This window comes from Pseudomonas sp. MF6755 (genome assembly GCF_016405635.1).
Taxonomy (GTDB): domain Bacteria; phylum Pseudomonadota; class Gammaproteobacteria; order Pseudomonadales; family Pseudomonadaceae; genus Aquipseudomonas; species Aquipseudomonas haemolytica.
The window spans coordinates 69989-95327 of the sequence record NZ_JAEKDA010000006.1; the positions used below are offsets into that span (position 1 = coordinate 69989).

Below are 25339 nucleotides of genomic sequence, written 5' to 3' on the forward strand. Positions count from 1 at the left end.
TCGATTATTAACAAATTAAACAAACGCACAGAGGCGCCTGCGCAACCTGCAAGTTCGACTCAACTAATAGACAGGGAATGTAATGTCCCCGCTGCACTAATGGCAGGGCGACCATGGAAATTTAGAGGACACTTCACTCAAAATTAATACAAGTAATACGAATCCCGCGGCCTGCCCCTTACTTAAATCACTGTCATAAAACTGTAACTTTCTACGGCACCATTCCCGCCGAGCGCGCATAAGCGAATAAGTCTACATCCGTGGAAATACACAGCCGGTTCATCGCGGTACTTTTCTGCTTGCTGATGGTGGAAATGCTGCGGTTGACCCGCGCCGCAATCTGGCTGACGGTCAGCCCGCTGGCCAGCATGCGCACCACTTCGCGCTCCTTGCCGGACAACTGTGGTGCCTGCGATTGATCCCCCGTCCCAGCCTCGTGCAACTGCTCGCGCAAGCACTCGCTGGCAAAGGTCTGGCCTTTGACAACCGCCTTGATTGCCGAGGGCAATTCCTTGGCCGAGGCTTTCTTGGCCACAATGGCCTGCGCACCATGGGCGAAAGACGCACGCAGGGTTGCGATATTAGCGAACATGGTGACGAGGATCACCGGTAGGGTCGGGTATTGGCGCCGTAGCAGGCTCAGCAAACTATAACCGTCGGCCTGACGCCCGCCCGGCATGGCGAAATCGGTCACCAGCACGTCACAAGGCGTGGTGCTCAGCAACACCAGCAAGTCATCGGGGCCGTTGGCTTCACCAACGACCTTGCATGTACCACTCGCTTCAATCACCACCCTTTGCCCAATGCGCACAATGGGATGATCGTCGGCAATTATTACTCGAAGCATAAATACTCACGGATAGTGGCCACTTGATTGCAGGCAAAATACCCCCGCCAGCGCTCTTCAACAACCACCTGCCAGAGGCACTTTTAAGCCGCGCCCAATGCCCTATAGCTCGCTCGATTGGGCTTACAAAATAAAAGGAAAATCCCCACACTGAAAAACTACAACTCAACAGAACAATTTCCTACAAACAACGCACCCAATAAAGCCTCACAGCGTGCTCAAGTAAGCGAAATAAAGTTTGAGGTCATGCTCAAACACCTCCAGCCTTCCCAGGTTCGCCTGCACGCCATGGATGCGGACCTGCTCAATCAGCGACCCTCCCTGGCTCTCCAAGTCATCGCAGCCTAAAAACGCCAGGCTCCCCAGCAGACGATGCAGCCGCCCCAGCGCGAGTTGGGTGTTCAACGTGATGCGCGCATCGGCCAAGGCCGCACAGTCCATGCGCGCTTCACGCAGCAGGCTGTCAAGCATCTGGTTCACCACCCGTTCGCTGCCGAAGGTCTGGATCATGTCCACCCGCGTCGGCCAGTGGGTTGAGGCCCTGGGTAATGCCGGCGACACCTCACCCGGCGGCCCGGGCAGCCAACGCCCGAGCACATCGCACACCTGTGCAAACGTCAGTGGCTTGAGCAGCCAGCCATCCATGCCGGCATCGCGGCAGCGCTGGGGGTCATCGGGTTGCAGGTTGGCGGTGAGCGCGATGATCGGAACCCGCCGATGTGCATGCCCCTGCTCGTGCAGGCGTATCGCCCGGGCAAGGGCATACCCATCCATGCCTGGCATATGGCAATCGCTGATCACCAGGTCGAAGTGCCTACGCGTAATAGCCACCAGCCCTTCACCTCCATCAGCGACCAACTCATGGCCGAGCCCGAGCTTTTGTAGAAACCAACCCAGCAAAACCCGATACGCTGAATGATCATCCGCCACCAATACCATCATGTGTCGCCAGTGATCCGGGGGGGAAAAATGCAAAGGAACGCGCTGCGAAGAGACATTGCTCGAAAGCACTCTCGCTCACCTCGTTGATAGTGACAGTTGTCCAGCCCCCTTCACCCGAGAATGTAAACGTTGTTCTGGATGAAGAAACTGACGCGACAGTCAAAGGCCACGCACTCTGCTACCTAGTTCAGAAGTTCAAATGACAGTCATCGCGACCGGAAAGTATCTTTTGATATGCCATCTGGCGATACAACAACTACGAAACTGACGCCCTACCTAATATTCAGTTTTTGAACACTGCGACTTAAATCGGCTGTGTTCACCCGCCAACTTGATTGTCGTAAAAGTTGTATGTCACCGACAACACTCTGTCGCTAGATTATTGCTCACTTCTTCAGGGCGGTCCTGCGCTACCCGAGCCGCTCTGAACAACTTAAAAAAATCCTGCCCTCGTCGACACCTTCTAGCAGCGGGTGTCGCTACGGCGTGATTCAACGTAATGGAACCACAGAAATGAACAATTGCTTTGTTTTGTTGAGCACCACTCTATTGCTCAGCGGCGCCTCAACCGCGTTTGCCGCCAGCAGCGTGGACCTGACCGTCCAGGGCATCATTACACCCAGCGCCTGCACGCCCAGCCTCTCAAGCGGCGGTGTCGTTGACCACGGCAAAATCTCGGCCAAGGATTTGAAGCCCAATGACTACACGCTCCTCAACGACCACACCCTGCAAATGTCCATCACCTGCGATGCACCAACCCTGCTGGCGCTGCAGGGCGTGGACAATCGCGGCGATGCCATTGACCCAATGAGCGGCTATGGCCTGGGCCTGGTCGACGGCAAAAAGCTCGGTTTCTACACCCTGGCGCTCGCCAACGCGACGTCCAACGGCACGGCCATCTCTGTGCTCGAGTCCAGCGACAGTGGCCTCACCTGGCGGGAAAACACCCCAGGCGACGTCATGCCGGTGACCTACCTTGCGTCGTTCGGCGACCGCTCAACGGGCAGCTGGGCGCCCACGCCCGTGCAGAACCTGACGTCAGACATGAAAGTACAAACCATTCTCGGCCCCACGGCGGGCATGAACCTGGCCAACGAGATTCCCATCCTTGGCTCCGCCACGTACGAAGTGAAGTACCTGTAAGCCTTCCATGACCCACAGGATGTGACCCTATGGCCCGCCCCCTTATTACCCTTGCCGCAACACTCTTGATCATTGGCGCAGGCCCCGTATTCGCCGACAGCAGCACGGACCTGGGCGTCACCGGAGTCATTACCCCCGGTGCCTGTACGCCCGCCCTCAGCCAGGGCGGCGTTGCTGATTATGGAAAAATCGCCGCCAGGGACCTGCAAGAAAACCAACCTACTCCCCTGCCGACCACCACCCTGCGACTGAGTGTGAGCTGTGAAGCCGCCACACTGTTTGCCCTCAACGGCGTCGATAACCGTCCGGGCTCGTCCATTGATGTCGACAGGTCGTCCTATGGCCTGGGGTTCATCAACGAGACCGAGAAGGTCGGCAGTTTCCTGGTCGTGCTCACCAACTACCTCGCCGACACCCTGCCCGTGACCAAGCTGGGCTCGCGCAACAATGGCGCCAGCTGGATCGAGCACAGTGAGGACGCCATCTGGATCCCCGGTTGGCTCGCCGCCTTCGGAAACAACGCCAGTGGCGACTGGGCCCCTATCCCGATCCGGGATCTGAGCAGCGACGTGAGAATCCACCCCTATATCGCCGCCGCCCAGAGCCTGACCCTGATCGAGGAACAACCAATCGACGGCTCCGCCACCCTGGAAGTGCGTTACCTGTAACCCCCCCCCCCACCGAATTGCCCAAAAGGACCTGTGCCCATGGAAAAAAACACGCCCGCCGCTCTTGCCCTTCTGCTGGCGGCCTGCGCGCCTGGCGCATTCGCCGCCAGTAACACCGACTTGAGCGTCAAAGGCATCATCACACCTGCCTCTTGCACACCCAGCCTGTCCGACGGCGGCATCGTCGACCACGGCAAGTTGACCGCCAGGGACCTGCACCCGGACAAGCCCACCAGCCTGCAAGCCGGTGAAATGCTGCTGGAAGTGCAGTGTGAAGGGCCGACGTTTTTCACCCTGACCACCGAAGACAGCCGTGCCGGCAGCTCGGCGATCAACCCGGCGCACCATGGGTTGGGCATGGTTAACGATGACCAGAAACTCGGCAGTGTGGCGTTCGGGCTGTTCGATCCGGTAGCAGACAACCTGCCGGTGCAAACCATTCTGTCTCGCGACGGCGGCGCCACCTGGTACCCCTCGTCGTACTTGGGCCACGCAGCCTTGACTGCCTTCGCGGCGCCAAGCGGCCCCACCACGCCGATGGCTCTGCAAACCCTGAGCGCTCGTCTGCGAGCGTTCACGATGATCGCACCCGCCAGTGACCTGACCTTGCTCGACGAAATCCCCATCGACGGCCTGGCCGTGATGCAACTCAAGTACTGGTAACCCCCCTTTTCCCATATCCCCACTCAGGAACCACATCATGAACACCGTATTAAAATCCCTTACTGCCGCCACGCTGCTGCTGGGCAGTGCCCACGTGCTCGCGGCGTCCAGCGTCGACCTCACGGTCAAGGGCCTGATTACCCCAAGCGCCTGTACCCCGACCCTGTCCAACGGCGGCGCAGTGGACTACGGCAAGATTTCGGCCAAGGACCTGAAAGTTGACCAACAGACTTTTCTGGACTCCCAGACCGTGCAATTTACCGTCACCTGTGACGCCGCTACGCTGATGGCGATGGAGGCCAAGGACAACCGCGAGGGCTCTGACGCCAATAACGACGAAATGGAATTCGGCCTGGGCCTGATCAACGGCACGGAAAAACTCGGCGGCATGGAATTGCGGATGTTGAACCCCGTTGCCGACAGTGTGCCGGTCGCCACCATCGGTTCCTACGACGGCGGCGTCACCTGGGGTACCGAGCGCAACCTGATGCGCAACAACCTCATTGCACCCGCCGTAGCCGGCGTCAATACGCCGATCCCGGTCCAACTGTGGACCGCAGACCTGAACGTCATGCCCTTTATTGCCAAGACCAGCGGGCTGACCCTGACCAACGAAGTCGCCATCGATGGTTCGGTGACCCTGACCGTGCGTTATCTGTAACGCCATCCGAATCGAACAAAGGCAGGTCTGAACGCTTGCCTTTGTCATACGCAAACGATGAACCCGGCAACCGGTGAACCTCCCCATGAAGCCTATTTCTTTACGACTTCTTGCCCTGCTTTACCTGGCCAGTGCCGGCCCGTGGGTAGTGGCGGCCTCCAGCACCGAGCTGAACGTCACTGGCCTGATCACTCCCAGCGCCTGCACCACCACATTGTCGGCCAACGGCATCATCGACCACGGCATGGTGCCGGCGCGCAGTCTCAACCAGTACGAGTACAGCGTCCTGCCCACTCAAGCGCTGGACTTGACGGTGAGCTGCAACGAACCGGTGCTGTTCGTACTGGTGGGCGTGGACAATCGCGCCAGTTCCTCCCTGGGGCCGGGGTTTTATTACGGCCTGGGTACCAATATCCATGCACCCACCGAGCGCCTGGGCACTGTGTCCCTGGCCATTCGAGAGGCCACGGGCGACGGCGAGCGCGTGCTGGTGCTGGCCTCCAGCAACAAGGGTGAAACCTGGTTCCCCGAATCCAATGCCTTCCCGAACAACTATATGGGCTTCGCCCGGCCAGGCACGTTGGTACCCGAGCCCCATCGTCTGGTGAACGCAACGCTGCAAGTCAACACGTCCATCAATGCCGCCGCCTATCTGACCCTCAAGCAGGAGGTACCGCTGGACGGTTCCATCGTGCTTGACCTGAGGTATTTGTAGCCATGACTGCCCTGCCCTTTTTCACCCGACTGTTCATCTTCGCGCGCCTGGCCTTTGTTTACCTCGGCGCGCTGCTGCTGGCGATCGGTAGCCCTGCCCTGGTACTGGCCGACGGCATGGTGCCCGACACCTCGGTGGTGATCGTCAACGAAGCCGATGGCGAAGCCTCGGTCACCGTGACCAACACCGACAATAAGCTGGCCCTGCTGCACGTAACCCTTGAAGACATTCCTGAAGACACGGCAACACTGCTGTTCGTCACCCCGCCCCTGGCCAGGGTCGAGCCGGCCAAGAGCCAACTGATCCGCTTCATTTTGCAGTCGGCCGAGCCTCTGACCACGCAGCGTTTGAAACGGGTGATCTTCGAAGGCATGCCCCAAGGCCGCTCGGCAGCGCAGGCTGGGCATGCACAGGTGGGCGTGACCGTGCGCCAGAACCTGCCGGTGATCCTGCACCCCAAGGGCCTGGCCCCCAACCGCACGCCTTGGACCGGGCTGGAGTGGCGCGTGAAGCGTGACCAATTGAGCGTGCACAACCCCAGCCCTTATGTAGTGCGCCTGGCTCAGGAACTGCGACTGCTGCCTGGCAAAGGTTCGGCCTTGTTGCCACGGACTTATGTACTGCCGGGTGAAACCCTGAACGTTGCGGTTACAGGCAACGGCGCCGGTGCAAACCGCGTGAAGTTACAACCGGCCACGGTATATGGCTTTGCCGTAGCGCCTTACGAAGCACCGATCACCCTATAAAAAGAGTGGCTTGAGGCCACCGGACGGCCTGACTGAACCGCAGAGTAAGCGGGCCACCAACACTTGAGTACGACCTTGTGAGCACAGCAATGACTGACCGCGACGGCAGAGCCGTGCCCGGCGTTTCACCACGCCACGCACGCACAATACTGACCAGTCTGGCCCTGACCCTGGGCGGCGCACTGCCGTGCGGGGCGGTACTGGCGAGTGACATCGCCGGCTCCTTCGACCCCCAGACCCTGTCCCGACGTGGCATCGACCCGGAACTGGCCAACCTGCTGCTGCAAGCCCCGCGTTTCGGGGCAGGCCGGCATGCCGTCAATCTGACTGTCAACGGCCAGCGCCGCGGGCGTGTGGACGTGGAGTTCGACCGTCAGGGTGGCCTCTGTTTCAACCGTGCCCTGCTGGATGCGGGCAACCTTATAGTGCCCGACGATGATGGAGCGCCCTCCTGTCATCGCTTTATCGAGCGCTACCCACAGACCGTCGTTGAGCCAGACCCGGCAGCCTTGGGCCTGGCCCTGGTGGTGCCCACCGACGCGCTGCGCCCCGACCGGCAGGACATCTCCGGCTACCAGACTGGCGGCACGGCAGTCCTGCTCAACTACGACCTGACCGGCCTCTACAACGAGTTCGGCGACAACAGCAACCGCTTCGGCTCGGCTAACACCGAAGTGGGTTTCAACGCGGGCGACTGGATCGTGCGTAGCCGGCAAGTGAAGACCTGGCAGGACGGCAACTCGCGCACCACCCACCTGGATGCTTATGCCCAGCGCACCTTCGCCGAGCATCAGGCGGTGTTGCAGACCGGCCAAATCAGCCTCTACAACCCGGTGCTGGCCGGTACACAAATTACCGGCGCTCAAGTGCTGACCGAAACCGCCCTGCAAGACCAGAACCAGGGGGCGACCATCACCGGTATCGCCAACAGCCCCGCCCAGGTGGAAATCCGCCAGAACGGCGCGTTGATCCACTCCACCGTAGTACCGGCCGGGCCGTTCGCGTTGACCGATGTACGCCGCTTGAACAGCCGTTCCGATGTGGAAGTCACAGTCAAGGAAACCACCGGCGAAGAACGCCGTTTTACCGTGCCCGCCGCCATGCTCGGCCTGGGCCTTCCTGCGCCGGGCTATTCGGTGGCGGCCGGACGCGTGCGCCAGATTGGCGACAGCAATGGCCGTGAGCCGTGGGTGGTCAGCGCGGGCTGGAGTGGCCCACTTCACCCGCAACTGAGCCTGAGCGCCGGCGCGCTGGTGGCCGATGCCTACCGCTCGGCAGGCGCAAGCCTGGGGTGGCTCCCCTGGCAGGACAGCCAGTTACAGTTCTCCGCCCAGGCAGCGCAGGCCAGCCCCAGGCGCATGGGAACCGAACGCGGGGTGCAGACCGACCTGTCCTGGTCCCAGCGCTTGAGTGACAACTGGTCGGTTAGCACCGCGGGCTCTTGGCGCTCCCAGGGTTACCGCGACCTTGAGGATTCCACCTACGTCGGCAATAGCGAGGATCAACAGCGGACGCGCTACCGCGACCAGCAAAGCGTCACCGCGTCGTGGGCGCATCCGGCATTGGGCGCATTCAGCGCCGGGGTTTCGCGCACGGCCTCGTATAACGGCGAAAGCAGCAGCCGCGCGCTAGCGTCCTGGGGCACCAGTTTCGGCCGGGTGTCAGTGTCGGCCAGCGCCGAATGGCAAGTGGGCGGCCGCCAGCAGAACGACAACAGCGTTTACCTGAACCTCAGTGTGCCGCTGGGTGAAACCCGTCGCGGGCGGGCCTGGGTGCGTAACACCGGTGGTGAGCATCGGCTGGGGGTTGGGGTGAGCGAACAACTCAACGATCAACTCAGTTACCGGCTGGGCGTGGAACGCGACAGCCGCGACCGCGAAGTGGAGTCGTCCCTCGGCGTGTCGGCGCTGCCGTGGTACAGCCAGTTGGATTTCAACTACACCCGCAGCAACGACGAGCGCGCCAGCTATCAAGGCGGCGCCCGCGGCGGCGTGGTAGTGCATGACGCCGGAGTGACCTTCTCGCCGTACCCGGTGCGTGACACCTTTGCCGTGATGTCGGTGGGCGAAATGGCCGGGATCAAGGTCACCACCCCAAGCGGCCCGGTATGGACCGACTGGCAGGGCCAGGCGGTGGTACCGCAGGTGAGCGCCTATGGTCGCAGCCCGGTGGAAGTGCAGACGCGCTCACTGCCGCGCAATGCCGATATCCACAACGGCCTGGCCGTGATCGCCGCCGGGCGCGGCGCGGTGGACAAGGTGCAGTTCGGCGTGGCGCTCACCCGGCGTGCGTTGCTCAACGTCACCACGGACAACGGCCAGCCGTTGCCCCGTGGATCGACGGTGAGCACTGCCGACGGTGAGTTCGTCACCTTGGTGCAGGAAGGCAGCCAAGTGTTCCTGCCTGACGTGCTCGACCCACGTCCCCTATGGGTCAAGGCACCTGGGCAACCCCGTTGCCGGATGGACTTCGAGCTGCCGAAAAAAGCCGACCCCGAGGTGTACTTCGAAACCGCACCAGCCAGGTGCCACCAGCCATGAGGACGTTCACCATGGGCCTGCAACACCGGTTATATCCCCTGGGTTTGGTACTGCTGGGCAGCGCGGCCTGGGGCGCCGAAGAATGCCAGCTCAACCTGAGCCAGACGCAGTTGGACTTCGGCCAGATGAACCGCGCCGTAATGCTCACACCGGCACCGGAGCGGCTGCTGGGGGAGCGGCGTCTGAGCCTGACGCTGAACTGCCCACACCCCACCGACATGAGCCTGTTTTATCGCGGGCTGGGCGCAGGGCCGCAGCGCTTTCGCTTCACCGAGCGCGGCAGCTACGGCTTGAGCATCAGCGATGCGGTGCTGGATGGCCAAGCGGTGGAGCTGGGCTTGATTGCAGGCCAGGGCCAGCCGCCTTCCACTGTCAGCAGCCAATTGGCCTGGCAACCGGGCCACGGTGTGGTGCCGATGCGCGGCGGGATCGCCGTGACCGGGCGCAACCTGTCGATGCAAATCGACGCCCGAGCCTGGGCCAACGAGGACGCCACGCAGGTGCGCGATGCCGTGACCTGGGACACCGCCGGGCTGTTCGACGCTCTGGCAGCCGGGCGTTCGCGGGAGCTGCGCCTGCAAGCGCGCTTTGCCCCCGCGGCGTGTACCCCGACTCTGTCCAACGGTGGCCATGTGGAGTTTGGCAAACTGTCGGTCAGCGACCTCAACCCCGACAAGGACACCCCCCTGGCCCCCCGCGCTTTGTCGCTCAGCGTGACCTGCGATGGGCCGACCTACTTTGCCGTGCGCATGCAGGACAACCGCCAGGGCTCGGCCAGCGGCAGCGTCGATGACAACACTTATGGGCTGGGCCTGGATGCCCGCCAACAGAAAATCGGCCGCTATCGGCTGTTGTTCGACCCGGCGCGCATCACCGCCGACAACTTCACCCATGTCTTTAGTACCGACTCGCCCACCGGCATGCTGCCCTGGAACAGCGCCAGCACCCGTATGGCTGCGGTAGGCGCCAATGGCTACCTGGGTTTCAGTGCTGTAGCTGGCAGCACCGCAGGCCCCAGCGCGATTCAAACCCTCAATGCCACGCTGAGCCTGGAAGCAGTCATCGCACCGCTGGGTTCGCTGGATTTGAGCAATGAGGTGCGGCTGGATGGATCGGGCACACTCGAAATTCACTATTTATAGGAGCTGAACCATGAAAACGTTATTGAACACACTGACCGCCTGTGCGTGGCTGACCTGCGCCTGTGCAGCCCAGGCCGCCTCCACCACAGAACTGACCGTGGGCGGGTCGATCACCCCCATGGCGTGCACCCCCGTACTGTCTGCTGGCGGGCTGGTCGATTTTGGCAAGATCTCGCAAAAGGACCTCAACCAGGCCACCGGCACCCGGTTACCGCTCAAATCGCTGACGCTGACCGTCAGTTGCAACGCCCCCGGCCGCTTCGCCCTGCGTATGCGCGATAACCGCGACGGCACCGCCCACGTCAACAGCGAGATCTATTACGGGCTGGGGCTGGACAGCGCCGGCAACAAACTCGGCGTCTATTCGGTGAGCTTTGATCCCAAGCAGACCGTGGCCGATACGTTGCCGGTGACCTACGGCACCGAATCCACCACTGGTGGCGTGGCGTGGCGCACCTCCAACAGCAACCCCATAGACATCGGTTCCAGGAGTTTGCTTGGCTTTACCGATCTGGCCGGCAGCACCGCCGGGCCTTCGGCCATCCAGAACCTGACCAGCACCCTGACGCTCGAAGCAGTGATCAACGCCAAGCAGAACCTGGATTTGAGTGTGGAGACACCCATGGACGGCTCCGCCACCCTGGAAGTGGTTTACCTGTAGCACCACCATTGCCCTTACGTTGGCGGGACTCCCAAGTATGGGCATCGTGCGAACAGGCCCATCTAGCTCAGCCTGTGGTTAAAGTAGATGAATACGATCGCGCAGTTATCAACACTTTTATTGCTTGTTTCCAAGGCTTCGCTGGCTATGGCCACATCATCGGTCGATGTCAGCGTCAGTGGAAAAATCACGCCGGACGCCTGTCACATTCAACTGTCCGAGGAAGGTATCGATCACGGCAAGATCCCCGCCAGCCGTTTGAACCCGGACGAATTCACAGTCTTGCCGTCACGCACATTGGAGTTGAGCATCCAGTGCGCGCAACCGATGCTGTTTGCCCTGGTGGGCATCGACAACCGTATGGACTCCTCGCTTGCCCCCGACTTTTTCTACGGCCTGGGAAGAAACATCCACGCGCCCACCGAGCGCTTGGGCTCTGTTGCGCTGTCCTACCGCAACCCGGAGGGAAACGGCCAGCCGATGCAAACGCTGGCGTCAATCGACAAGGGTCAAACTTGGGGGCCGGAGCCGAATGCCTTCCCCAATCAGTACATGGGTTTCTCGTTACCGGGTAACCGTCAGCCCGATTTCATTCGACAGCTGCGCGCCCAGCTGCGCATCGACACGTCCATCAACCTCTCGCAGCAACTGACCCTGGAGCAAGAGGTCCCACTGGACGGCTCCATTGTTCTGGATTTGCGCTACCTGTGACGCACACAGGGTAGCCTCAGCGTTTCTCGCAGGTGGCCTGCACATACTGCGCACGTCCGGCGCCCAGACCGGCGATCACTGCGCCGAGGCCGAGTACCGCGAAAATCCAGCCGACCGCCGCCCAACCGCCTGTCCAGTCATGCACCACGCCAACCGCCAGCGGACCGAGGGACGCCAGGGTGTAGCCAGTACCCTGAGCCATGCTCGACAGGTTGGCCGCCACGTGGGCGTCACGCGAGCGCAACACGATCAGGGTCAGCGCCAGGCTGAAGGTGCCACCCTGCCCCAGGCCCAGCAGAATCGCCCAGCCCCACAGCCCCTCCAGCGGTGCATACAAGCAACCGAACAGACCGCCGAGGGTCAACAGCATCACCACCACAATCGCCAGCCGCTGGTCCTTGCCCCGCATGGCCAACCAAGGCGCGACGAGGGAACTGGCCAGTTGCACGATCACCGAACCCGACAGCACCAGTCCCGCCTGGGTCGCCGTAAGTCCACGGCCAATCAGGATGGAGGGCAACCAGCCAAACACGATATACGCCAAGGACGATTGCAGGCCCATGTACAAGGTCACCTGCCAGGCCAGTGGGTCACGCAACAAACCTCTCACGCGGTAGGCCACTTGGTGGGCGCCATGCCTCTGTCCGACCTGCGGCAACCAGAACAGCGCCGCTACCAGTGCCGGCAGAATCCAGAAGCCCAGGCCAATGTTCCAACTGTCACCGAAGTAATGACTCAACGGCACCGTGGCACCCGCCGCCAGCGCCGCCCCCAGGCACAGTGCCATGGTGTACACACCGGTCATGGTGCCAGCCTGCCTGGCAAAATCACGCTTGACGATGCCCGGCAGCAACACGCCGATGATGCCAATACTCGCACCAGCCATCAGGCTGCCGGCAAACAGCCCGACCTCACCGAACGCGCTGCGCAGGATGATGCCCGCCGCCAGCGTCAGCAGAATACCCAGCACCACCCGCTCGGCCCCGAAACGCCGGGCCAGCACCGGCGCCAGCGGCGCGAACAGGCCCAGGCACAGCACTGGCAAGGTGGTCAGCAAACCGGCCTTGGCCGCCGACAACCCCAGGCTGGCGGACACTTCGCTAAGCAACGGCGCCATGCTCGACAGCGCCGGGCGCAGGTTCAGCGCCACCAGGATCAGGCCCAGCAATAGCAACCACGGCCGTGTGACATGCGGTGGCGTGTGTTGCACCACATCGTCGTCGGCTTCGGCGTCGATCAACAGCTCTTCGAGTTCGGGCGTACGTTTGGTTTCAGGGTTCATTGATCAACTGCCGGCAGAGGGATTTGGCGCGCTCGGGGTCTTGGCTTTGCACCGCGTCAAGCAGGGCTCCAATCATAGGATGAATTGTCTTACAGGCTATTCGGAGCTGCCTACAAAGGCAACGCACTAGGGTTCTTAGGCAGGAAAAGGAGCAGTATTTTCGATTGGTAAAATTACCCTCAGAGGGTAATTATTGAACTCAGGTGTCTTATGGAAAAGTACACACCTCATTACGATTTGGCGGTGATCAAAGCAGATGCCAGGCGGCTTGGAAGCAGGGCGTTTACCAGGACAGCAAAAGAGTCTGGCGAGGATCTCGGCTTTAGTATCGAGGATATGCAGCTCGTCATATACGAACTACAGAACAGGATGCTGTACAAGTCGATGACGACCTATGGGGATCATCGAACCTGGCAAGACGTGTATTACACGTACGCAAAAAATATGGAGATTTACATCAAGGTCACTTACCGCACCAACGGTAGACCGCCGGTAATCTCCTTCAAGGAGAGGCAATCATGAAAAAAACCGAGCTTTGCTACATTTGCGGCGCCCCAGACGCATTGAATTACTTCGAAGGCCGCAGCGAAACCATCAGAATCAAAGGCATGGAGCGCCGGGTCGACAATCTTTCCGGCTGGGAATGCAAGGTCTGCGGCGACGGTTTCTGGGACCCGGACAACGACAGCACCGACCGCTACGACGCAGCAAAGAATGAACTGACCCTCGCCGCCCGTAAAATGATAGGCGCCGAAATAAAACGCACGCGCCGCAAACTGCACCTTACGCAAAAAGAGGCCGTGGATTTGCTGTCCGGGGCCGGCCACAACGCATTCTCTCGTTACGAACGCGGCGAGCTTCTTGCGCCCAAGCCCTTAGTGCTGCTGATGCGGTTGTTGGATCGCCATCCGCATTTGCTTGCGGACGCAAAAATCCTGGCCGAAGGTGCTGATTTGCGTGGCGCTTTCACCTACACCATCCACGACGAGACGCAAACGCTGAAAGTCTCATGAACCACAAAAAACAAACCCGGCGCCAAGGCCGGGTTTATTCTCAAGCATGGCCCGTTGATCAATGCAGAATCTGGCTCAAGAACAACTGGGTCCGCTCATTCTGCGGGTTGTCAAAGAAGTCATTCGGCGCCGCCTGCTCCACGATCTCGCCCTTGTCCATGAAGATCACGCGGTTGGCCACGGTGCGGGCAAAGCCCATTTCGTGGGTCACACACAGCATGGTCATGCCGTCTTCGGCCAGGCTGATCATGGTGTCCAACACTTCCTTGACCATTTCCGGGTCCAGCGCCGAAGTCGGTTCATCGAACAACATGATTTTCGGTTTCATGCACAAGGCACGGGCAATCGCCACGCGCTGTTGCTGGCCGCCGGACAGTTGCCCCGGGAACTTGTGCGCCTGCTCCGGGATGCGCACGCGCTCCAGGTAGTGCATGGCGATTTCCTCGGCCTGGCGCTTGGGCATCTTGCGCACCCACATCGGCGCCAACGTGCAGTTCTGCAGAATGGTCAGGTGCGGGAACAGGTTGAAGTGCTGGAACACCATGCCAACTTCACGGCGGATCGCTTCGATCTGCTTGAGGTCGTTGGTCAGTTCCACACCATCGACCACGATGCGGCCCTGCTGGTGTTCTTCCAGACGGTTGAGGCAGCGGATGGTGGTGGACTTGCCCGAACCCGACGGGCCGCACAGCACGATGCGCTCGCCCTGCTTGACGTTGAGGTTGATGTCTTTCAACACGTGGAACTGGCCGTACCACTTGTTGACGCCCTGCATCTGGATAATGCCTTCAGGGCTCACAGGCTGTTTGATTGCTTCGCTCATAAAAAGAACTCCTAACGCTTGTGGCCTGTGTCGAGCTTGCGTTCCAGATGCATGGAATAGCGCGACATACCAAAACAGAAAATCCAGAACACCAGGGCAGCGAACACGTAGCCTTCAGTGGCCATGCCCAACCATTTGGGGTCGGCGGCGGCTTGCTTGACGCTGTTGAGCAGGTCGAACAGGCCGATGATGATCACAAGGCTGGTGTCCTTGAACAGCGCAATGAACGTGTTGACGATGCCCGGTATCACCAGCTTCAGGGCTTGCGGCAGAATCACCAGGCCCATGCTGCGCCAGTAGCCCAGGCCCATCGCCGCAGCCGCTTCGTACTGCCCCTTGGGAATCGCCTGCAAACCACCACGCACCACTTCGGCCACGTAGGCCGACTGGAACAGGATCACGCCGATCAGTGCCCGCAGCAGCTTGTCGAAGTTCATGCCTTCAGGCAGGAACAGCGGCAGCATCACCGAGGCCATGAACAGCACGGTGATCAACGGTACGCCGCGCCAGAACTCGATGAAGGTCACACAGATCACCCGAATCGCCGGCATAGTCGAGCGCCGCCCCAACGCCAGCATGATGCCCAGCGGTAAAGCGCCGGCGATGCCGACAGTGGCGATCACCAGGGTCAGCATCAGCCCGCCCCATTGGTAGGTAGCCACGTTGGTCAAGCCAAAGACGCCACCATGCAACAGGAAGAAAGCCACGATCGGGTACACCACCAGGAAGCTCAGGCCGTAGATCGCCTTGCGCTGCAGGCGCGAGATGAACAACGGCGCCGCGCCGACAATGGCCAGCCAAACGGTAAGGTCCACGCGCCAGCGCAGGTCGCTGGGGTAGTAGCCGTACATGAACTGCCCGAAGCGCTGTTGGATAAACACCCAGCAGGCACCCTGCCTGGTGCAATCGGCCTGGGTGGTGCCGATCCAGTTCGCGTCGAGGATTGCCCACTGCACAAGGGGTGGCACCACCAGGTACACCAGATAGATCGCCAGCAATGTCAGCAGGGTGTTGAGCCAACTGGAAAACAGGTTGGCGCGCATCCACGCCATCGGGCCGAAGACCCTGCCCGGCGGCGGCATGTCAGGTTTGAACGTATGCGTACTCATGCGTGTTTCCTCACCGCTCGATCAGCGCAATGCGCTTGTTGTACCCGTTCATCAGCAGGGAAATGCTGATGCTGATCGCCAGGTAAACGCTCATGGTTATAGCGATGACTTCAATCGACTGACCGGTCTGGTTGAGCACCGTGCCGGCGAACAGCGACACCATTTCCGGATAGCCGATACCGGCGGCCAACGACGAGTTTTTCGCCAGGTTGAGGTATTGGCTGGTCAGCGGCGGGATGATCACCCGCAGGGCTTGCGGGATGATGACCTTGCGCAGCGTGGGACCTGGGCGCATGCCAAGGGAACGCGCAGCTTCGGTCTGGCCGTGGCTCACAGACTGGATACCCGAGCGCACGATCTCGGCGATAAACGCAGCCGTGTAGACGGTCAGCGCCAGGGTCAGTGCCAGCAGTTCGGGGATCAACACCCAGCCGCCGACAAAGTTGAAGCCCGCCAGCCTTGGCATTTCCCAGTGCAACGGTGCGCCGAAGACCAAGGTGCACAACGCCGGAATCACGATGAGCAGCGCCAGGCCGACCCAGAACTTATGAAACGGTACACCGGTGGCTTCAAAGCGCTTATTGGCCCAACGCGTCATCAGTACGATTGCCACGATGGCGACGACGATGCTGGCAACAAACGGCCAGAAACCTTCAGACGCCAGCGCGGCCGGCATATTCAGGCCCCGGGCGCTCATAAAGAAGGTATCGCCAAAGTTATGGCTGTTACGCGGCAACGGCATGGTCAGGAACACCGCGAAATACCAGAACAGGATCTGTAGCAGCGGCGGGATATTGCGGAATACTTCCACATAAACCGTCGCCAACTTGTTGATCATCCAGTTGGGTGACAAGCGCGCCACGCCGATGATGAAGCCGAGCAGGGTTGCCAGGACCACACCGATAGCGGACACCAGCAGGGTATTGAGCAAGCCGATCACAAACACCCGTGCATAGCTGTCCGATTCGGTGTAGTCGATCAGGTGCTGCGCGATGCCGAAGCCGGCACTGCGCTCAAGAAAGTCGAAACCCGAGGTAATGCCCCGGTGTTGCATGTTGGTCTGGGTGTTATGGAACAGGTACCAGCCCAGCGAGACCACCGCAACAATCGTGATGATCTGGAATAGCCACGCACGCACTTTGGGATCGCTGAAGCTGAGCTTCTGCTTGGGTGCGCCGATTTGATTTTGCATGGAGTGCCCCGAAAATAATGGAACAGGACATCACCCGGCGGTTGGCCCACCGGGTGATAGAACCATCAGCGATCAGCGCACAGGGGGTGCGTATTGGATGCCGCCGTTGTTCCACAGCGCGTTCAAGCCACGGTCGATTTCCAGCGGCGTGCTCTTGCCCAGGTTGCGCTCGAACATTTCACCGTAGTTGCCAACCTGCTTGACGATCTGTACGACCCAATCCTTCTTCACCTTCAGGTCTTTACCGTATTCGCCGTCAGCACCGAGCAGGCGCGCGACGTCGGGGTTCTTGGTCGACTTCGCTTCAGCTTCAACGTTCTTGGAGGTCACACCGGCCTCTTCTGCGTTGAGCATGGCATAGCCCACCCAGCGCACGATGGCCAGCCACTCGTCGTCGCCGTTACGCACCACCGGGCCCAGTGGCTCCTTGGAAATGGTTTCTGGCAGCACCACGTAGTCTTTCGGCGCGGCCAGTTTGCTGCGCTGGGCGAACAGTTGCGACTTGTCGGAAGTCAGCACGTCGCAACGCCCGGACTCCAGCGACTTGGCGCTTTCATCGGAAGTGTCGAAGGTGATCGGGGTGTACTTGAGGTTGTTGGCGCGGAAGTAATCGGAAACGTTCAGCTCAGTGGTGGTACCGGCCTGGATGCAGATGGTTGCACCGTCCAGTTCCTTGGCGCTTTTCACGCCGAGCTTGCTGTTGACCAAAAAGCCGATGCCGTCGTAGTAGGTGATGAAACCCGGGAATTTCAGGCCCATGCCCGCATCGCGAGAGCTGGTCATGGTGGTGTTGCGCGACAGGATGTCGACTTCGCCCGATTGCAGCGCGGTGAAACGCTCCTTGGCGTTCAACTGGCTGAACTTGACCTTGGTGGCGTCACCGAAAACCGCAGCGGCCACGGCGCGGCAGTAGTCAGCGTCGATCCCGAGGATCTTGCCGCTGGCATCCGGCACCGAGAAGCCCGGCAAGCCGTCACTCACGCCACATTGCACAAAACCTTTCTTCTGCACGGCGTCCAGGGTGGCGCCCGCCTGGGCAAAACCACTGACACCCAGTACAGCCGCCGCAGTGACGATGGCCAGGGTGGATTTCAATACCTTCATTCAAACCTCCAGTTGCTCTTGTTGTGTCCAAGCTCCAACCTCAGCGCACCCTTATGAGGCGATATCGACCCGTGTTGGCTTTTTTTGGGGTCAAGCGGCATGAGGCTTTCGCGGTCTTTCCAGCGGCTATCCCCGGAGCGGCAGTCACTGATAGTGTTACCGTCCTAAGATAGTTCTGACATCGACCTACACATAGCAAGGCGCGTACCAGAGTGCCGGCCGAGTACTTGCAACCCGGGCTCACTGGCAAAAGATTCAACCTTGCGACATTCTCTTAACAGATCAACCTGTAGCGCACCGTTCCGACGCCCCCAATCGGAGCGCTCGCACATATATGGAGCAGACATGACCGAACCCTTGATTCTTCAGCCCGCCAAGCCCGCAGACGCCTGCGTTATCTGGTTGCATGGCCTGGGTGCTGATCGCTACGACTTCCTGCCGGTAGCCGAGGCGCTGCAGGAAAGCCTGCTGACCACCCGCTTCGTTTTGCCCCAGGCGCCGATGCGCCCGGTGACCATCAACGGCGGCTACGAGATGCCAAGTTGGTACGACATCAAGGCCATGAGCCCGGCCCGTTCTATCAGCCTGGAAGAACTGGAAACCTCGGCCAAAATGGTCATGGATTTGATCGAGGCACAGAAGAGAACCGGGATAGACGCTTCGCGAATTTTCCTCGCAGGCTTTTCCCAAGGTGGCGCCGTGGTTTTCCACACCGCGTACAAACAATGGCAAGGTCCACTGGGCGGCGTGATTGCCCTCTCCACTTATGCGCCGACCTTTGACGATGAGCTGCAATTGTCCGCCAGCCAGCAGCGCATCCCCACCCTCTGCCTGCACGGCCAGTTCGACGACGTCGTACAGAACGCCATGGGCCGCAACGCCTATGAGCACTTGAAGAGCCGTGGTGTCACCGTGACATGGCAGGAATACCCAATGGGGCACCAAGTGTTACCCGAAGAGATACGCGATATCGGCGCCTGGTTGACCACCCGCCTGGGCTGAAAACCGGCGTTTATGTAGCCGAACGACAGACGCACTACGCCGCGCCCGATTCTTGCATTACACTGGCCGGCGTACATTCCTTAACCAATTAATGAGATGACCGTGCTCAAAGCACTCAAGAAGATGTTCGGCAAAAGCGAGGCTGAGCCGCTCGCGCCTGTTCCCAGTGCCCCTGCCCCCAAGCCCGGCAACCGCCATGACGGTCAACAGCCCGGCCGTACCGCACCGGCCGCCTCACCGAAAAAAACCACGGTGACCCCGCCTGAACAGGCAACACCCGCCGAGATCGCCCCGGCGCCTGTGGCCAAGCCACGCCGCGAACGCGCGCCCAAGCCGCCCGTGACCCCGTGGAAACTCGAAGACTTCGTCGTCGAACCCCAGGAAGGCAAGACCCGCTTCCACGACTTCAAACTTGCCCCGGAACTGATGCACGCCATCCAGGACCTGGGCTTCCCCTACTGCACGCCGATCCAGGCGCAGGTGCTGGGTTTCACCCTGGCGGGCAAAGACGCCATCGGCCGCGCCCAGACGGGTACCGGCAAGACCGCCGCGTTCCTGATCTCGATCATCACCCAACTGCTGCAAACGCCGCCGCCGAAAGAACGCTACATGGGTGAGCCACGTGCCCTGATCATCGCCCCCACCCGCGAACTGGTGGTGCAGATCGCCAAGGACGCCGCCGACCTGACCAAGTACACCGGCCTCAACGTGATGACGTTCGTCGGCGGCATGGACTTCGACAAACAGCTCAAGCACCTCGAAGCCCGCCACTGCGACATCCTGGTCGCCACCCCGGGCCGCCTGCTGGACTTCAACCAGCGCGGCGACGTGCACCTGGACATGGTCGAAGTGATGGTGCTGGACGAAGCCGACCGCATGCTCGACATGGGCTTTATCCCGCAAGTGCGCCAGATCATCCGCCAGACCCCGCCGAAAAACGAACGCCAGACCCTGCTATTCTCCGCGACCTTCACCGAAGACGTGATGAACCTCGCCAAGCAGTGGACCACCGACCCGTCCATCGTCGAGATCGAGGCACTGAACGTCGCCAGCGAAAACGTCGAGCAACACATCTACGCCGTGGCCGGTGCCGACAAATACAAGCTGCTCTACAACCTGGTCAACGACAACGGTTGGGAGCGCGTGATGGTATTCGCCAACCGCAAGGACGAAGTGCGCCGCATTGAAGAACGCCTGGTTCGTGATGGCGTCAACGCCGCGCAACTGTCGGGCGATGTGCCGCAGCACAAGCGCATCAAGACCCTGGAAGGTTTCCGCGAAGGCAAGATCCGCGTGCTGGTGGCCACCGACGTGGCCGGGCGCGGCATTCACATCGACGGCATCAGCCACGTGATCAACTTCACCCTGCCGGAAGTGCCGGACGACTACGTCCACCGCATTGGCCGTACCGGGCGTGCGGGGGCTGCGGGTGTGTCGATCAGCTTTGCCGGGGAAGATGACTCGTATCAGTTGCCGTCGATCGAGACGCTGCTGGGGCGCAAGATCAGCTGCGAGACACCGCCGACGCATTTGTTGCGGGCGGTGGAGCGCAAGCGGCCGTAAGCTTGACCTGTGGGCTCATGCCAGTCAGCCAAACCTGACTGGCATTTTTTATGGCTGATCCATTAAGCCTGGCGCGCCAGCTGACTCAGAATGGGCTGGCGAATACGCATTGCCTCCCGGCGAAACGCCCCATAGAAATACGCACTGCTGCCGAGCATGTCCACCAGCCCCTGGTTCATTGGTTGCGGCTGCGGTTGCTGGGAGACGGGGGCTCCTTCGCGGTCGGCCTCAGGGGTTGACCCAGGTTGCAGGCTGTTGATTCGCGACTCCAGGCCCCGACCGAAGTTGGTCCATCTCAATACCGAGCGAGTACCGCCGAACGTTTGGCTGACGATGGTTATGCCAGGTTTGTCAGCGAACTTATAGGTCACCCCTATAGCGTTCTTGACGGCCGCCGAGAGGCCCACGATAAAGCGCTCTGAGAAAGAGAGCGCTGAGTTGGATTGGGACACCGCATTGTTAACGGCAATCGCCCCCGCCGTGACCGAGACACCAATAGCGGCAACCACCCCGACTGTGGAGAACCCGAAAGACGCCCAGCTCAGGTTCTTGATGTGCTGCGAACGGTCCCAGCCCATTTGCTTGTCGACCGCCTCGATTCCCAGCCCAGCGATCCCCAGCGTACCGCCTATGGTGCTCGCCGAGGTAGCGACAACGGCTAGCACCTTACCCGTGATTGCCAACGCACCCACGGCGGCTGCGAGCCCAGCAGCTGCGAAGCCCAACGCCACAACCGACAAGGCCAGCGAAACCCCGGTCAACGCCCATTTCAACCACGTCGGCCACAGCCCACTCGGATCCATGAGGTTGATCGGGTTACCGGCACAGTAGGCATAACTGTTGATCCCGCCCTCCTCGAAAGGCGCCAGCGGATCCGCCGAGAGAAACACCATCAGCCGCGGGTCGTAGGCGCGCCTGCCATTGCCCAAAGGGTATAGGCCGACCGCCGCATCCAACCGCTCGCCGTTAAACGCCGGCAATTGCAGGTCGGCCATCGAGCGCACTTCGCCGTCATTCGGCACAACATGCCCATCACCATACGGGGAGTAATGACGGCGCATATGCGCCTGCCCCGGCGCCGATACACCGCGCACCGAGCCCGCCGCATCGTTGCCATGAAGTTGAGGCCCCTCGACACCGCCGGTGCGGGCCTGCACCTGCCCGCCAGCATTGAAATAACGCAGTGTTCTTGCGCCCTCCACCAAGGTATCCAGACGACCATCGGTATAAGCCAACGCCACCGGCGTTTCGTCGCCACGGGCCGCCACGACTTGGCGAAACTGCGCGTCGTACTGGTAACTGTATGCCTGCGCCCCCGCCTGCACATGGGTCAACTGGTCAAAGCCGTTGTACGTATAGATCTGGCCCAAAGCTCCCCCCGTCACATTCCCCGCGGCATCATAGGTGAGGTCGTATTTCTTCGGCGGGTTGGTGTGGGTCAGGCGAGTGAGGCGGGTAGGGTCTGCGTCGGTGAAGAAACGCTCACTGATGTCCTGTGTACCGCCAGCGAAACCCGTTATCACGCGGGTAATGTTATCAAGACTGTCGAAACGAAATCGCTGCTCGACTATATCGCGCCCCAGGTGATCCTGGGGGTGTTCACGCCCTTCACAGCGGTAGGTTGTCAGGCGCGAGAAGGCGTCGTAGGTGAAGGTCTCGCCGATCACCATCTGCGCATTGGCGTCACGCAGGGTACGGCTCGCCAGCAGGCTGTCGGGATGATAGGTGCTGGTCATGATGTGCAGCAGCACGCCATTCTGTTCAAGGCGCCGCTCAGCCTCGCGGCCCAATGTGTCGTAGGTGACCCGCGTGACCAGTTGCGTATTGTCGTAGCGGGTGGTCAGCACGTCAGGGCGTGCCAGCGCATCATAACGCTGCTCAACGATGACCGGCCCGGCAACCATCTGGCGAAAACGTCCCTGGTCATCATATTCAAGTACGCTGCGCAGACCGTCATCCGCGGTGTGATGCAGCAGCCGCCCACCGAGCGAATAACCATACTGCGCGATCATGGGCGCACCGGTGACCGTCTGCACCTCTTTCTCCGGGAAGCCGTTCAGGTCGTGGAACAACTCATGTTTCAGGGCGCCGTTCTCTGAATTTTTCAGAGCCGCGCTGACCGGGTCATGGCGGTACTGGATACCTGTGTGCCCTGCCATCTTGACCCCATCGGGCACCCCCAGTTCTTTGGCATAGGACCATTGCTGGCGATGCCCCGCGCCAGAAACGATAGCGACGGGCTCTGCCCAATTGGTCTCATACTGCCAAGTGGTCGCCGGCGCCGTCCCCCTGGACTGACGCGTCAACCGGCCCAGGCTGTCGTAGGTGCGTGACCCCACCAGCTTGTCGTCTACACGGATCGTTTGCACCAACCGCTCGCTGGTACCTGGGGCGTAAACCATCACTTTTTCCCGCGCCGGGCTGCCATCCGCGGGCGTCTCAAGGGTACGCACCACTCGGTCGAACAGGTCATAAAAGTACTCGGTACGGTTATTCCCCACGTCCAGCCGCGACAGGCAACGCCCCAGGCCGTCATAGGTACGCGACTCCACTTGCGTAACCTGCCCGAGGCTGTCCACACGCTTTACCAGCACCGGTTGTTGATGCTCATTGAGATAGGTTTCCAGGCGTTCACCGCCTTCGACACCTGTCACACGGCAGTGGAGCCTCGGGTCGTATTCGTCGATCAACACGCTGCCATCGGCACGGTCGATACGGCTGGTGTTACCCCATGCGTTATAGGCATAGGTCGTCGTCAAGAAACGTTCACCATCGGGCAAGTAATCCACACGGACCTCCTCCACCCTTTGCCCAAGAGCGTCGTAACGCCAGGAGCCCAGCGGTTGTTCCTGTCGTGAATCGCCGTCCAACAATAAGGTTTCGGCAACAGGCCGCCCCGCCCCGTCATAGTAAGTGACGATACTTCTGCCTTGGGCATCCGTGGTCACCAGGTTGGCGCGTGTCGTTGGCGTTGCAAACTGATAGACATAACTGCGCTCGGCCTGCTCCGGCTTACCCGGGGCGGCCGTTTCCGTCGTCAATCGCCCCGCGACATCAAACTGCACCGCCAAGGTTGCGCCACCCTCCCCGCACATCGAGAGCTGGCGCCGGTTGATCAGCGAGATCACACTGACCGAGTCAAGCCACTGCCCCTCACGCCCTTGCAAACGGCGGGTTTCAGACAACGCATCGCCACGCTGTTCGTAGGAAAACTCGGTCACCAGCACGTGCCCCTCAACAGTGCTGGTGTCTGTCAGCAGCCGACCATGCAGGACCAAATCGCCCGGCGTGTTCTGATAAGTTTTCTGCGCACTGACACGACCAGCCTGCGTGCTCGTCAACTCCAGCACAAAGTGAGTATCTGCCAGTGTCGGTAATGAGGTGTAGGTGTAGTCGGTGACCCTCACCGCGGGCTCGCCGCCAACCGGGATCGTTCGTTCCTGTTTCACAAAACGCGGGAATAACCCATGGGGTTCGGCAGGGCACAGCCCCACCTCCCCCCCAGCCGGATAGTAGTCGTATTCAGTTATGACCCCCGAAGACTCGGTGCGACTGAGTACGTTGGCGTAGTCATCAGTCTTGACCGTCACAACCTCCTGGCGTACCGCCCCCCCGGCAACCAACTCATAGAACTTGGTGATGACCCTCGGCAACTGCAGATTGCACGGCTGATCAGGAAAGAGCCCAGGCTTCACGTTGTATTCGATCTGCGTCTTGGTCAGGGTGCCTTCACGCTGTACCAGTTCTTGGGTTAACAGATGATATTTGTTGTAGGTGGTACGGGTGACACTCACCACTGCATGGGTGGTCGCGCTGTCGATACAAGTCTCTTCCGTCCAGTAGTCATAGGCACTGCCCACCAGGTACAGATTGTCTTCGCCTTCACGAAAGCCGCCCGAGAAGGGGTAACCGGTAAAATTGCGGCCTGAGCTGTAAGCATAAGTTCGGGACATGCCGGGCTGGTTGGCACCGGGTGTTCGTACCCAACTGGTCACACGGGGAATGTATTGGCCATTGGCATATTGATGGCCGTTTTCAGCGTAGTTGATCAACTCGTCACCGCCCATCGGTGGGCGCACTCGTTTGATAGCGATCATGCCGTTGCGAAAGGCTTGTCCATACTCCAACACATAGCTTGCGCTGGGCGGCAGTTCGCGGCTGTCATAGGGGGTAGTGAAACCGGTGAGCCGACCATTGGATTGGTTGAAGAAGATCCGCGCATAACGCCCGCCATCGACACGTGTATCAGTTCTTACCAGGCGGCCACTGGTATAAGTCAGCTCCAGCAATACCTGCTGGTTGTGATCGAGAATGCTCAACAGTGATCCGCCATCGGCGTAATTCCATTTGAAATATTCACCGTTTTCAAACTGGATGGCGTCAATACGATAAGGCCGGCTACTGCTGGAGCGCTTCAATATCTCAACGGTGCCGTCCTTGTAGATGACATGAAGCGTATTGGCATCGGGCCTCTTGACCACCAGGTCCTGAAGCTTGCGGTCCTTGATCAGCAGTGTTCCTCCCACGTCGGGCAGGCTCTGGGTCTTGAATTGTTCGCCGCTGAGCAGCGTGAGGCGCGAACGGGCGACATCGAATTCGGTATTGCTGATGCGCCAACCAGTGCCATAGACCCCCGACTCGGGATTCATCATGGAGAACGACAGCGCGATATTTCTGCTCACCTCCAGCGGGCCTTGAGGGTAGAGAGTTGCCAAGTGAATCTGGCAACCGTATTGGCCGGTACGCGGGTCTACTGCGCCGCCGAGGTAGGAACTGAAATTAAAAGCCTGAGAGTAGACATTCATAACGAAA

Annotated in this window: 22 protein-coding genes and 1 pseudogene; 14 read left to right on the forward strand and 9 right to left on the reverse strand. The window is 60.4% G+C overall.

Annotation, left to right across the window (positions count from 1 at the left end; translation table 11 throughout):
- Nucleotides 1-211: 211 nt before the first annotated feature.
- Nucleotides 212-847 (reverse strand): response regulator transcription factor, encoded by a 636-nt coding sequence (locus JFT66_RS09120; RefSeq protein WP_034118240.1) that lies wholly within the window; start codon nt 845-847, stop codon nt 212-214.
- Between the two features lie 207 nt (nt 848-1054).
- Nucleotides 1055-1789, reverse strand: coding sequence for a response regulator (locus JFT66_RS09125; protein WP_034118239.1), 735 nt, complete (start codon nt 1787-1789; stop codon nt 1055-1057).
- Nucleotides 1790-2302: 513 nt separating this feature from the next.
- Here JFT66_RS09125 and JFT66_RS09130 point away from each other — a divergent pair.
- From JFT66_RS09130 to JFT66_RS09175, 10 genes are all read left to right on the forward strand, one after another.
- Nucleotides 2303-2932: a DUF1120 domain-containing protein gene (locus JFT66_RS09130; RefSeq protein ID WP_034118238.1), complete on the forward strand. Its 630-nt coding sequence runs from the start codon at nt 2303-2305 to the stop codon at nt 2930-2932.
- A gap of 29 nt (nt 2933-2961) precedes the next feature.
- Nucleotides 2962-3600, forward strand: coding sequence for a DUF1120 domain-containing protein (locus tag JFT66_RS09135; protein WP_034118237.1), 639 nt, complete (start codon nt 2962-2964; stop codon nt 3598-3600).
- 39 nt (nt 3601-3639) lie between these two features.
- Nucleotides 3640-4263: a DUF1120 domain-containing protein gene (locus tag JFT66_RS09140; protein ID WP_034118236.1), complete on the forward strand. Its 624-nt coding sequence runs from the start codon at nt 3640-3642 to the stop codon at nt 4261-4263.
- A 37-nt stretch (nt 4264-4300) separates the two neighbouring features.
- Nucleotides 4301-4924, forward strand: a complete 624-nt coding sequence (locus tag JFT66_RS09145; RefSeq protein ID WP_198859148.1) for a DUF1120 domain-containing protein — start codon at nt 4301-4303, stop codon at nt 4922-4924.
- Between the two features lie 85 nt (nt 4925-5009).
- Nucleotides 5010-5639, forward strand: a complete 630-nt coding sequence (locus tag JFT66_RS09150; RefSeq protein WP_034118234.1) for a DUF1120 domain-containing protein — start codon at nt 5010-5012, stop codon at nt 5637-5639.
- Nucleotides 5640-5641: 2 nt separating this feature from the next.
- A complete protein-coding gene (locus tag JFT66_RS09155) occupies nt 5642-6385 on the forward strand; it encodes a fimbria/pilus chaperone family protein (RefSeq protein WP_080752936.1) in 744 nt (247 codons plus the stop codon).
- A gap of 89 nt (nt 6386-6474) precedes the next feature.
- The gene (locus tag JFT66_RS09160; protein ID WP_080752935.1) at nt 6475-8925 is read left to right on the forward strand and encodes a fimbria/pilus outer membrane usher protein; all 2451 of its coding nucleotides are present in this window, start codon (nt 6475-6477) and stop codon (nt 8923-8925) included.
- 11 nt (nt 8926-8936) lie between these two features.
- On the forward strand, nt 8937-10067 hold the full coding sequence (locus JFT66_RS09165) for a DUF1120 domain-containing protein (RefSeq protein ID WP_198859211.1): 1131 nt from the start codon (nt 8937-8939) through the stop codon (nt 10065-10067).
- A gap of 10 nt (nt 10068-10077) precedes the next feature.
- Nucleotides 10078-10728 (forward strand): DUF1120 domain-containing protein, encoded by a 651-nt coding sequence (locus JFT66_RS09170; RefSeq protein ID WP_034118231.1) that lies wholly within the window; start codon nt 10078-10080, stop codon nt 10726-10728.
- Between the two features lie 87 nt (nt 10729-10815).
- Entirely contained in the window at nt 10816-11439 is a 624-nt protein-coding gene (locus tag JFT66_RS09175; RefSeq protein WP_198859149.1) for a DUF1120 domain-containing protein, read from the forward strand.
- A 16-nt stretch (nt 11440-11455) separates the two neighbouring features.
- On the opposite strand, the gene JFT66_RS09180 is transcribed toward JFT66_RS09175, so the two are convergent.
- Both JFT66_RS09180 and JFT66_RS09185 read right to left on the reverse strand, forming a co-directional pair.
- Nucleotides 11456-12721: a CynX/NimT family MFS transporter gene (locus tag JFT66_RS09180; RefSeq protein ID WP_198859150.1), complete on the reverse strand. Its 1266-nt coding sequence runs from the start codon at nt 12719-12721 to the stop codon at nt 11456-11458.
- Nucleotides 12711-12788 (reverse strand): annotated as a pseudogene (locus JFT66_RS09185) (GntR family transcriptional regulator); the annotation flags it as partial. The gene JFT66_RS09180 and the pseudogene JFT66_RS09185, both read right to left, overlap by 11 nt.
- A gap of 143 nt (nt 12789-12931) precedes the next feature.
- Between JFT66_RS09185 and JFT66_RS09190 the strand changes: the two are divergent.
- Nucleotides 12932-13243 (forward strand): type II toxin-antitoxin system MqsR family toxin, encoded by a 312-nt coding sequence (locus JFT66_RS09190; RefSeq protein WP_198859151.1) that lies wholly within the window; start codon nt 12932-12934, stop codon nt 13241-13243.
- Nucleotides 13240-13734 carry a type II toxin-antitoxin system MqsA family antitoxin gene (locus JFT66_RS09195; RefSeq protein WP_198859152.1) on the forward strand — a complete coding sequence of 165 codons (495 nt, stop codon included), beginning with the start codon at nt 13240-13242 and terminating at the stop codon, nt 13732-13734. The genes JFT66_RS09190 and JFT66_RS09195 overlap by 4 nt, the downstream gene beginning before the upstream one ends.
- 58 nt (nt 13735-13792) lie before the next feature.
- On the opposite strand, the gene JFT66_RS09200 is transcribed toward JFT66_RS09195, so the two are convergent.
- The 4 genes from JFT66_RS09200 to JFT66_RS09215 all read right to left on the reverse strand — a co-directional run bounded on the left by JFT66_RS09200 (nt 13793) and on the right by JFT66_RS09215 (nt 17962).
- Nucleotides 13793-14557, reverse strand: coding sequence for an amino acid ABC transporter ATP-binding protein (locus tag JFT66_RS09200; RefSeq protein ID WP_034118227.1), 765 nt, complete (start codon nt 14555-14557; stop codon nt 13793-13795).
- Between the two features lie 11 nt (nt 14558-14568).
- A complete protein-coding gene (locus JFT66_RS09205; RefSeq protein ID WP_153838836.1) occupies nt 14569-15666 on the reverse strand; it encodes an amino acid ABC transporter permease in 1098 nt (365 codons plus the stop codon).
- 10 nt (nt 15667-15676) lie between these two features.
- Nucleotides 15677-16858 (reverse strand): amino acid ABC transporter permease, encoded by a 1182-nt coding sequence (locus tag JFT66_RS09210; protein WP_034118225.1) that lies wholly within the window; start codon nt 16856-16858, stop codon nt 15677-15679.
- A gap of 72 nt (nt 16859-16930) precedes the next feature.
- Nucleotides 16931-17962 (reverse strand): amino acid ABC transporter substrate-binding protein, encoded by a 1032-nt coding sequence (locus tag JFT66_RS09215; protein WP_034118224.1) that lies wholly within the window; start codon nt 17960-17962, stop codon nt 16931-16933.
- A gap of 345 nt (nt 17963-18307) precedes the next feature.
- Between JFT66_RS09215 and JFT66_RS09220 the strand changes: the two genes are divergently transcribed.
- Together JFT66_RS09220 and rhlB are read left to right on the forward strand one after the other, a co-directional pair.
- Nucleotides 18308-18964, forward strand: a complete 657-nt coding sequence (locus tag JFT66_RS09220; RefSeq protein ID WP_034118223.1) for an alpha/beta hydrolase — start codon at nt 18308-18310, stop codon at nt 18962-18964.
- A 96-nt stretch (nt 18965-19060) separates the two neighbouring features.
- Nucleotides 19061-20527 (forward strand): ATP-dependent RNA helicase RhlB, encoded by a 1467-nt coding sequence (rhlB, locus tag JFT66_RS09225; protein ID WP_034118222.1) that lies wholly within the window; start codon nt 19061-19063, stop codon nt 20525-20527.
- A 62-nt stretch (nt 20528-20589) separates the two neighbouring features.
- On the opposite strand, the gene JFT66_RS09230 is transcribed toward rhlB, so the two are convergent.
- Nucleotides 20590-25332: an RHS repeat domain-containing protein gene (locus JFT66_RS09230; RefSeq protein WP_198859153.1), complete on the reverse strand. Its 4743-nt coding sequence runs from the start codon at nt 25330-25332 to the stop codon at nt 20590-20592.
- Between the last annotated feature and the right edge of the window lie 7 nt (nt 25333-25339).

What these genes read in the sequence shown, in the direction of transcription:
- JFT66_RS09170 (WP_034118231.1), top strand. Translation starts at nt 10,078, where the DNA reads ATGAAAACGTTATTGAACACACTGACCGCCTGTGCGTGGCTGACCTGC.
- JFT66_RS09165 (WP_198859211.1), top strand. Translation starts at nt 8,937, where the DNA reads ATGGGCCTGCAACACCGGTTATATCCCCTGGGTTTGGTACTGCTGGGC.
- JFT66_RS09135 (WP_034118237.1), top strand. Translation starts at nt 2,962, where the DNA reads ATGGCCCGCCCCCTTATTACCCTTGCCGCAACACTCTTGATCATTGGC.
- JFT66_RS09195 (WP_198859152.1), top strand. Translation starts at nt 13,240, where the DNA reads ATGAAAAAAACCGAGCTTTGCTACATTTGCGGCGCCCCAGACGCATTG.
- JFT66_RS09125 (WP_034118239.1), bottom strand. Translation starts at nt 1,789, where the DNA reads ATGATGGTATTGGTGGCGGATGATCATTCAGCGTATCGGGTTTTGCTG.
- JFT66_RS09210 (WP_034118225.1), bottom strand. Translation starts at nt 16,858, where the DNA reads ATGCAAAATCAAATCGGCGCACCCAAGCAGAAGCTCAGCTTCAGCGAT.
- JFT66_RS09205 (WP_153838836.1), bottom strand. Translation starts at nt 15,666, where the DNA reads ATGAGTACGCATACGTTCAAACCTGACATGCCGCCGCCGGGCAGGGTC.
- JFT66_RS09200 (WP_034118227.1), bottom strand. Translation starts at nt 14,557, where the DNA reads ATGAGCGAAGCAATCAAACAGCCTGTGAGCCCTGAAGGCATTATCCAG.
- JFT66_RS09130 (WP_034118238.1), top strand. Translation starts at nt 2,303, where the DNA reads ATGAACAATTGCTTTGTTTTGTTGAGCACCACTCTATTGCTCAGCGGC.
- JFT66_RS09230 (WP_198859153.1), bottom strand. Translation starts at nt 25,332, where the DNA reads ATGAATGTCTACTCTCAGGCTTTTAATTTCAGTTCCTACCTCGGCGGC.
- JFT66_RS09175 (WP_198859149.1), top strand. Translation starts at nt 10,816, where the DNA reads ATGAATACGATCGCGCAGTTATCAACACTTTTATTGCTTGTTTCCAAG.
- JFT66_RS09215 (WP_034118224.1), bottom strand. Translation starts at nt 17,962, where the DNA reads ATGAAGGTATTGAAATCCACCCTGGCCATCGTCACTGCGGCGGCTGTA.
- JFT66_RS09190 (WP_198859151.1), top strand. Translation starts at nt 12,932, where the DNA reads ATGGAAAAGTACACACCTCATTACGATTTGGCGGTGATCAAAGCAGAT.
- JFT66_RS09145 (WP_198859148.1), top strand. Translation starts at nt 4,301, where the DNA reads ATGAACACCGTATTAAAATCCCTTACTGCCGCCACGCTGCTGCTGGGC.
- JFT66_RS09120 (WP_034118240.1), bottom strand. Translation starts at nt 847, where the DNA reads ATGCTTCGAGTAATAATTGCCGACGATCATCCCATTGTGCGCATTGGG.
- JFT66_RS09180 (WP_198859150.1), bottom strand. Translation starts at nt 12,721, where the DNA reads ATGAACCCTGAAACCAAACGTACGCCCGAACTCGAAGAGCTGTTGATC.
- JFT66_RS09140 (WP_034118236.1), top strand. Translation starts at nt 3,640, where the DNA reads ATGGAAAAAAACACGCCCGCCGCTCTTGCCCTTCTGCTGGCGGCCTGC.
- rhlB (WP_034118222.1), top strand. Translation starts at nt 19,061, where the DNA reads ATGACCGTGCTCAAAGCACTCAAGAAGATGTTCGGCAAAAGCGAGGCT.
- JFT66_RS09150 (WP_034118234.1), top strand. Translation starts at nt 5,010, where the DNA reads ATGAAGCCTATTTCTTTACGACTTCTTGCCCTGCTTTACCTGGCCAGT.
- JFT66_RS09220 (WP_034118223.1), top strand. Translation starts at nt 18,308, where the DNA reads ATGACCGAACCCTTGATTCTTCAGCCCGCCAAGCCCGCAGACGCCTGC.
- JFT66_RS09160 (WP_080752935.1), top strand. Translation starts at nt 6,475, where the DNA reads ATGACTGACCGCGACGGCAGAGCCGTGCCCGGCGTTTCACCACGCCAC.
- JFT66_RS09155 (WP_080752936.1), top strand. Translation starts at nt 5,642, where the DNA reads ATGACTGCCCTGCCCTTTTTCACCCGACTGTTCATCTTCGCGCGCCTG.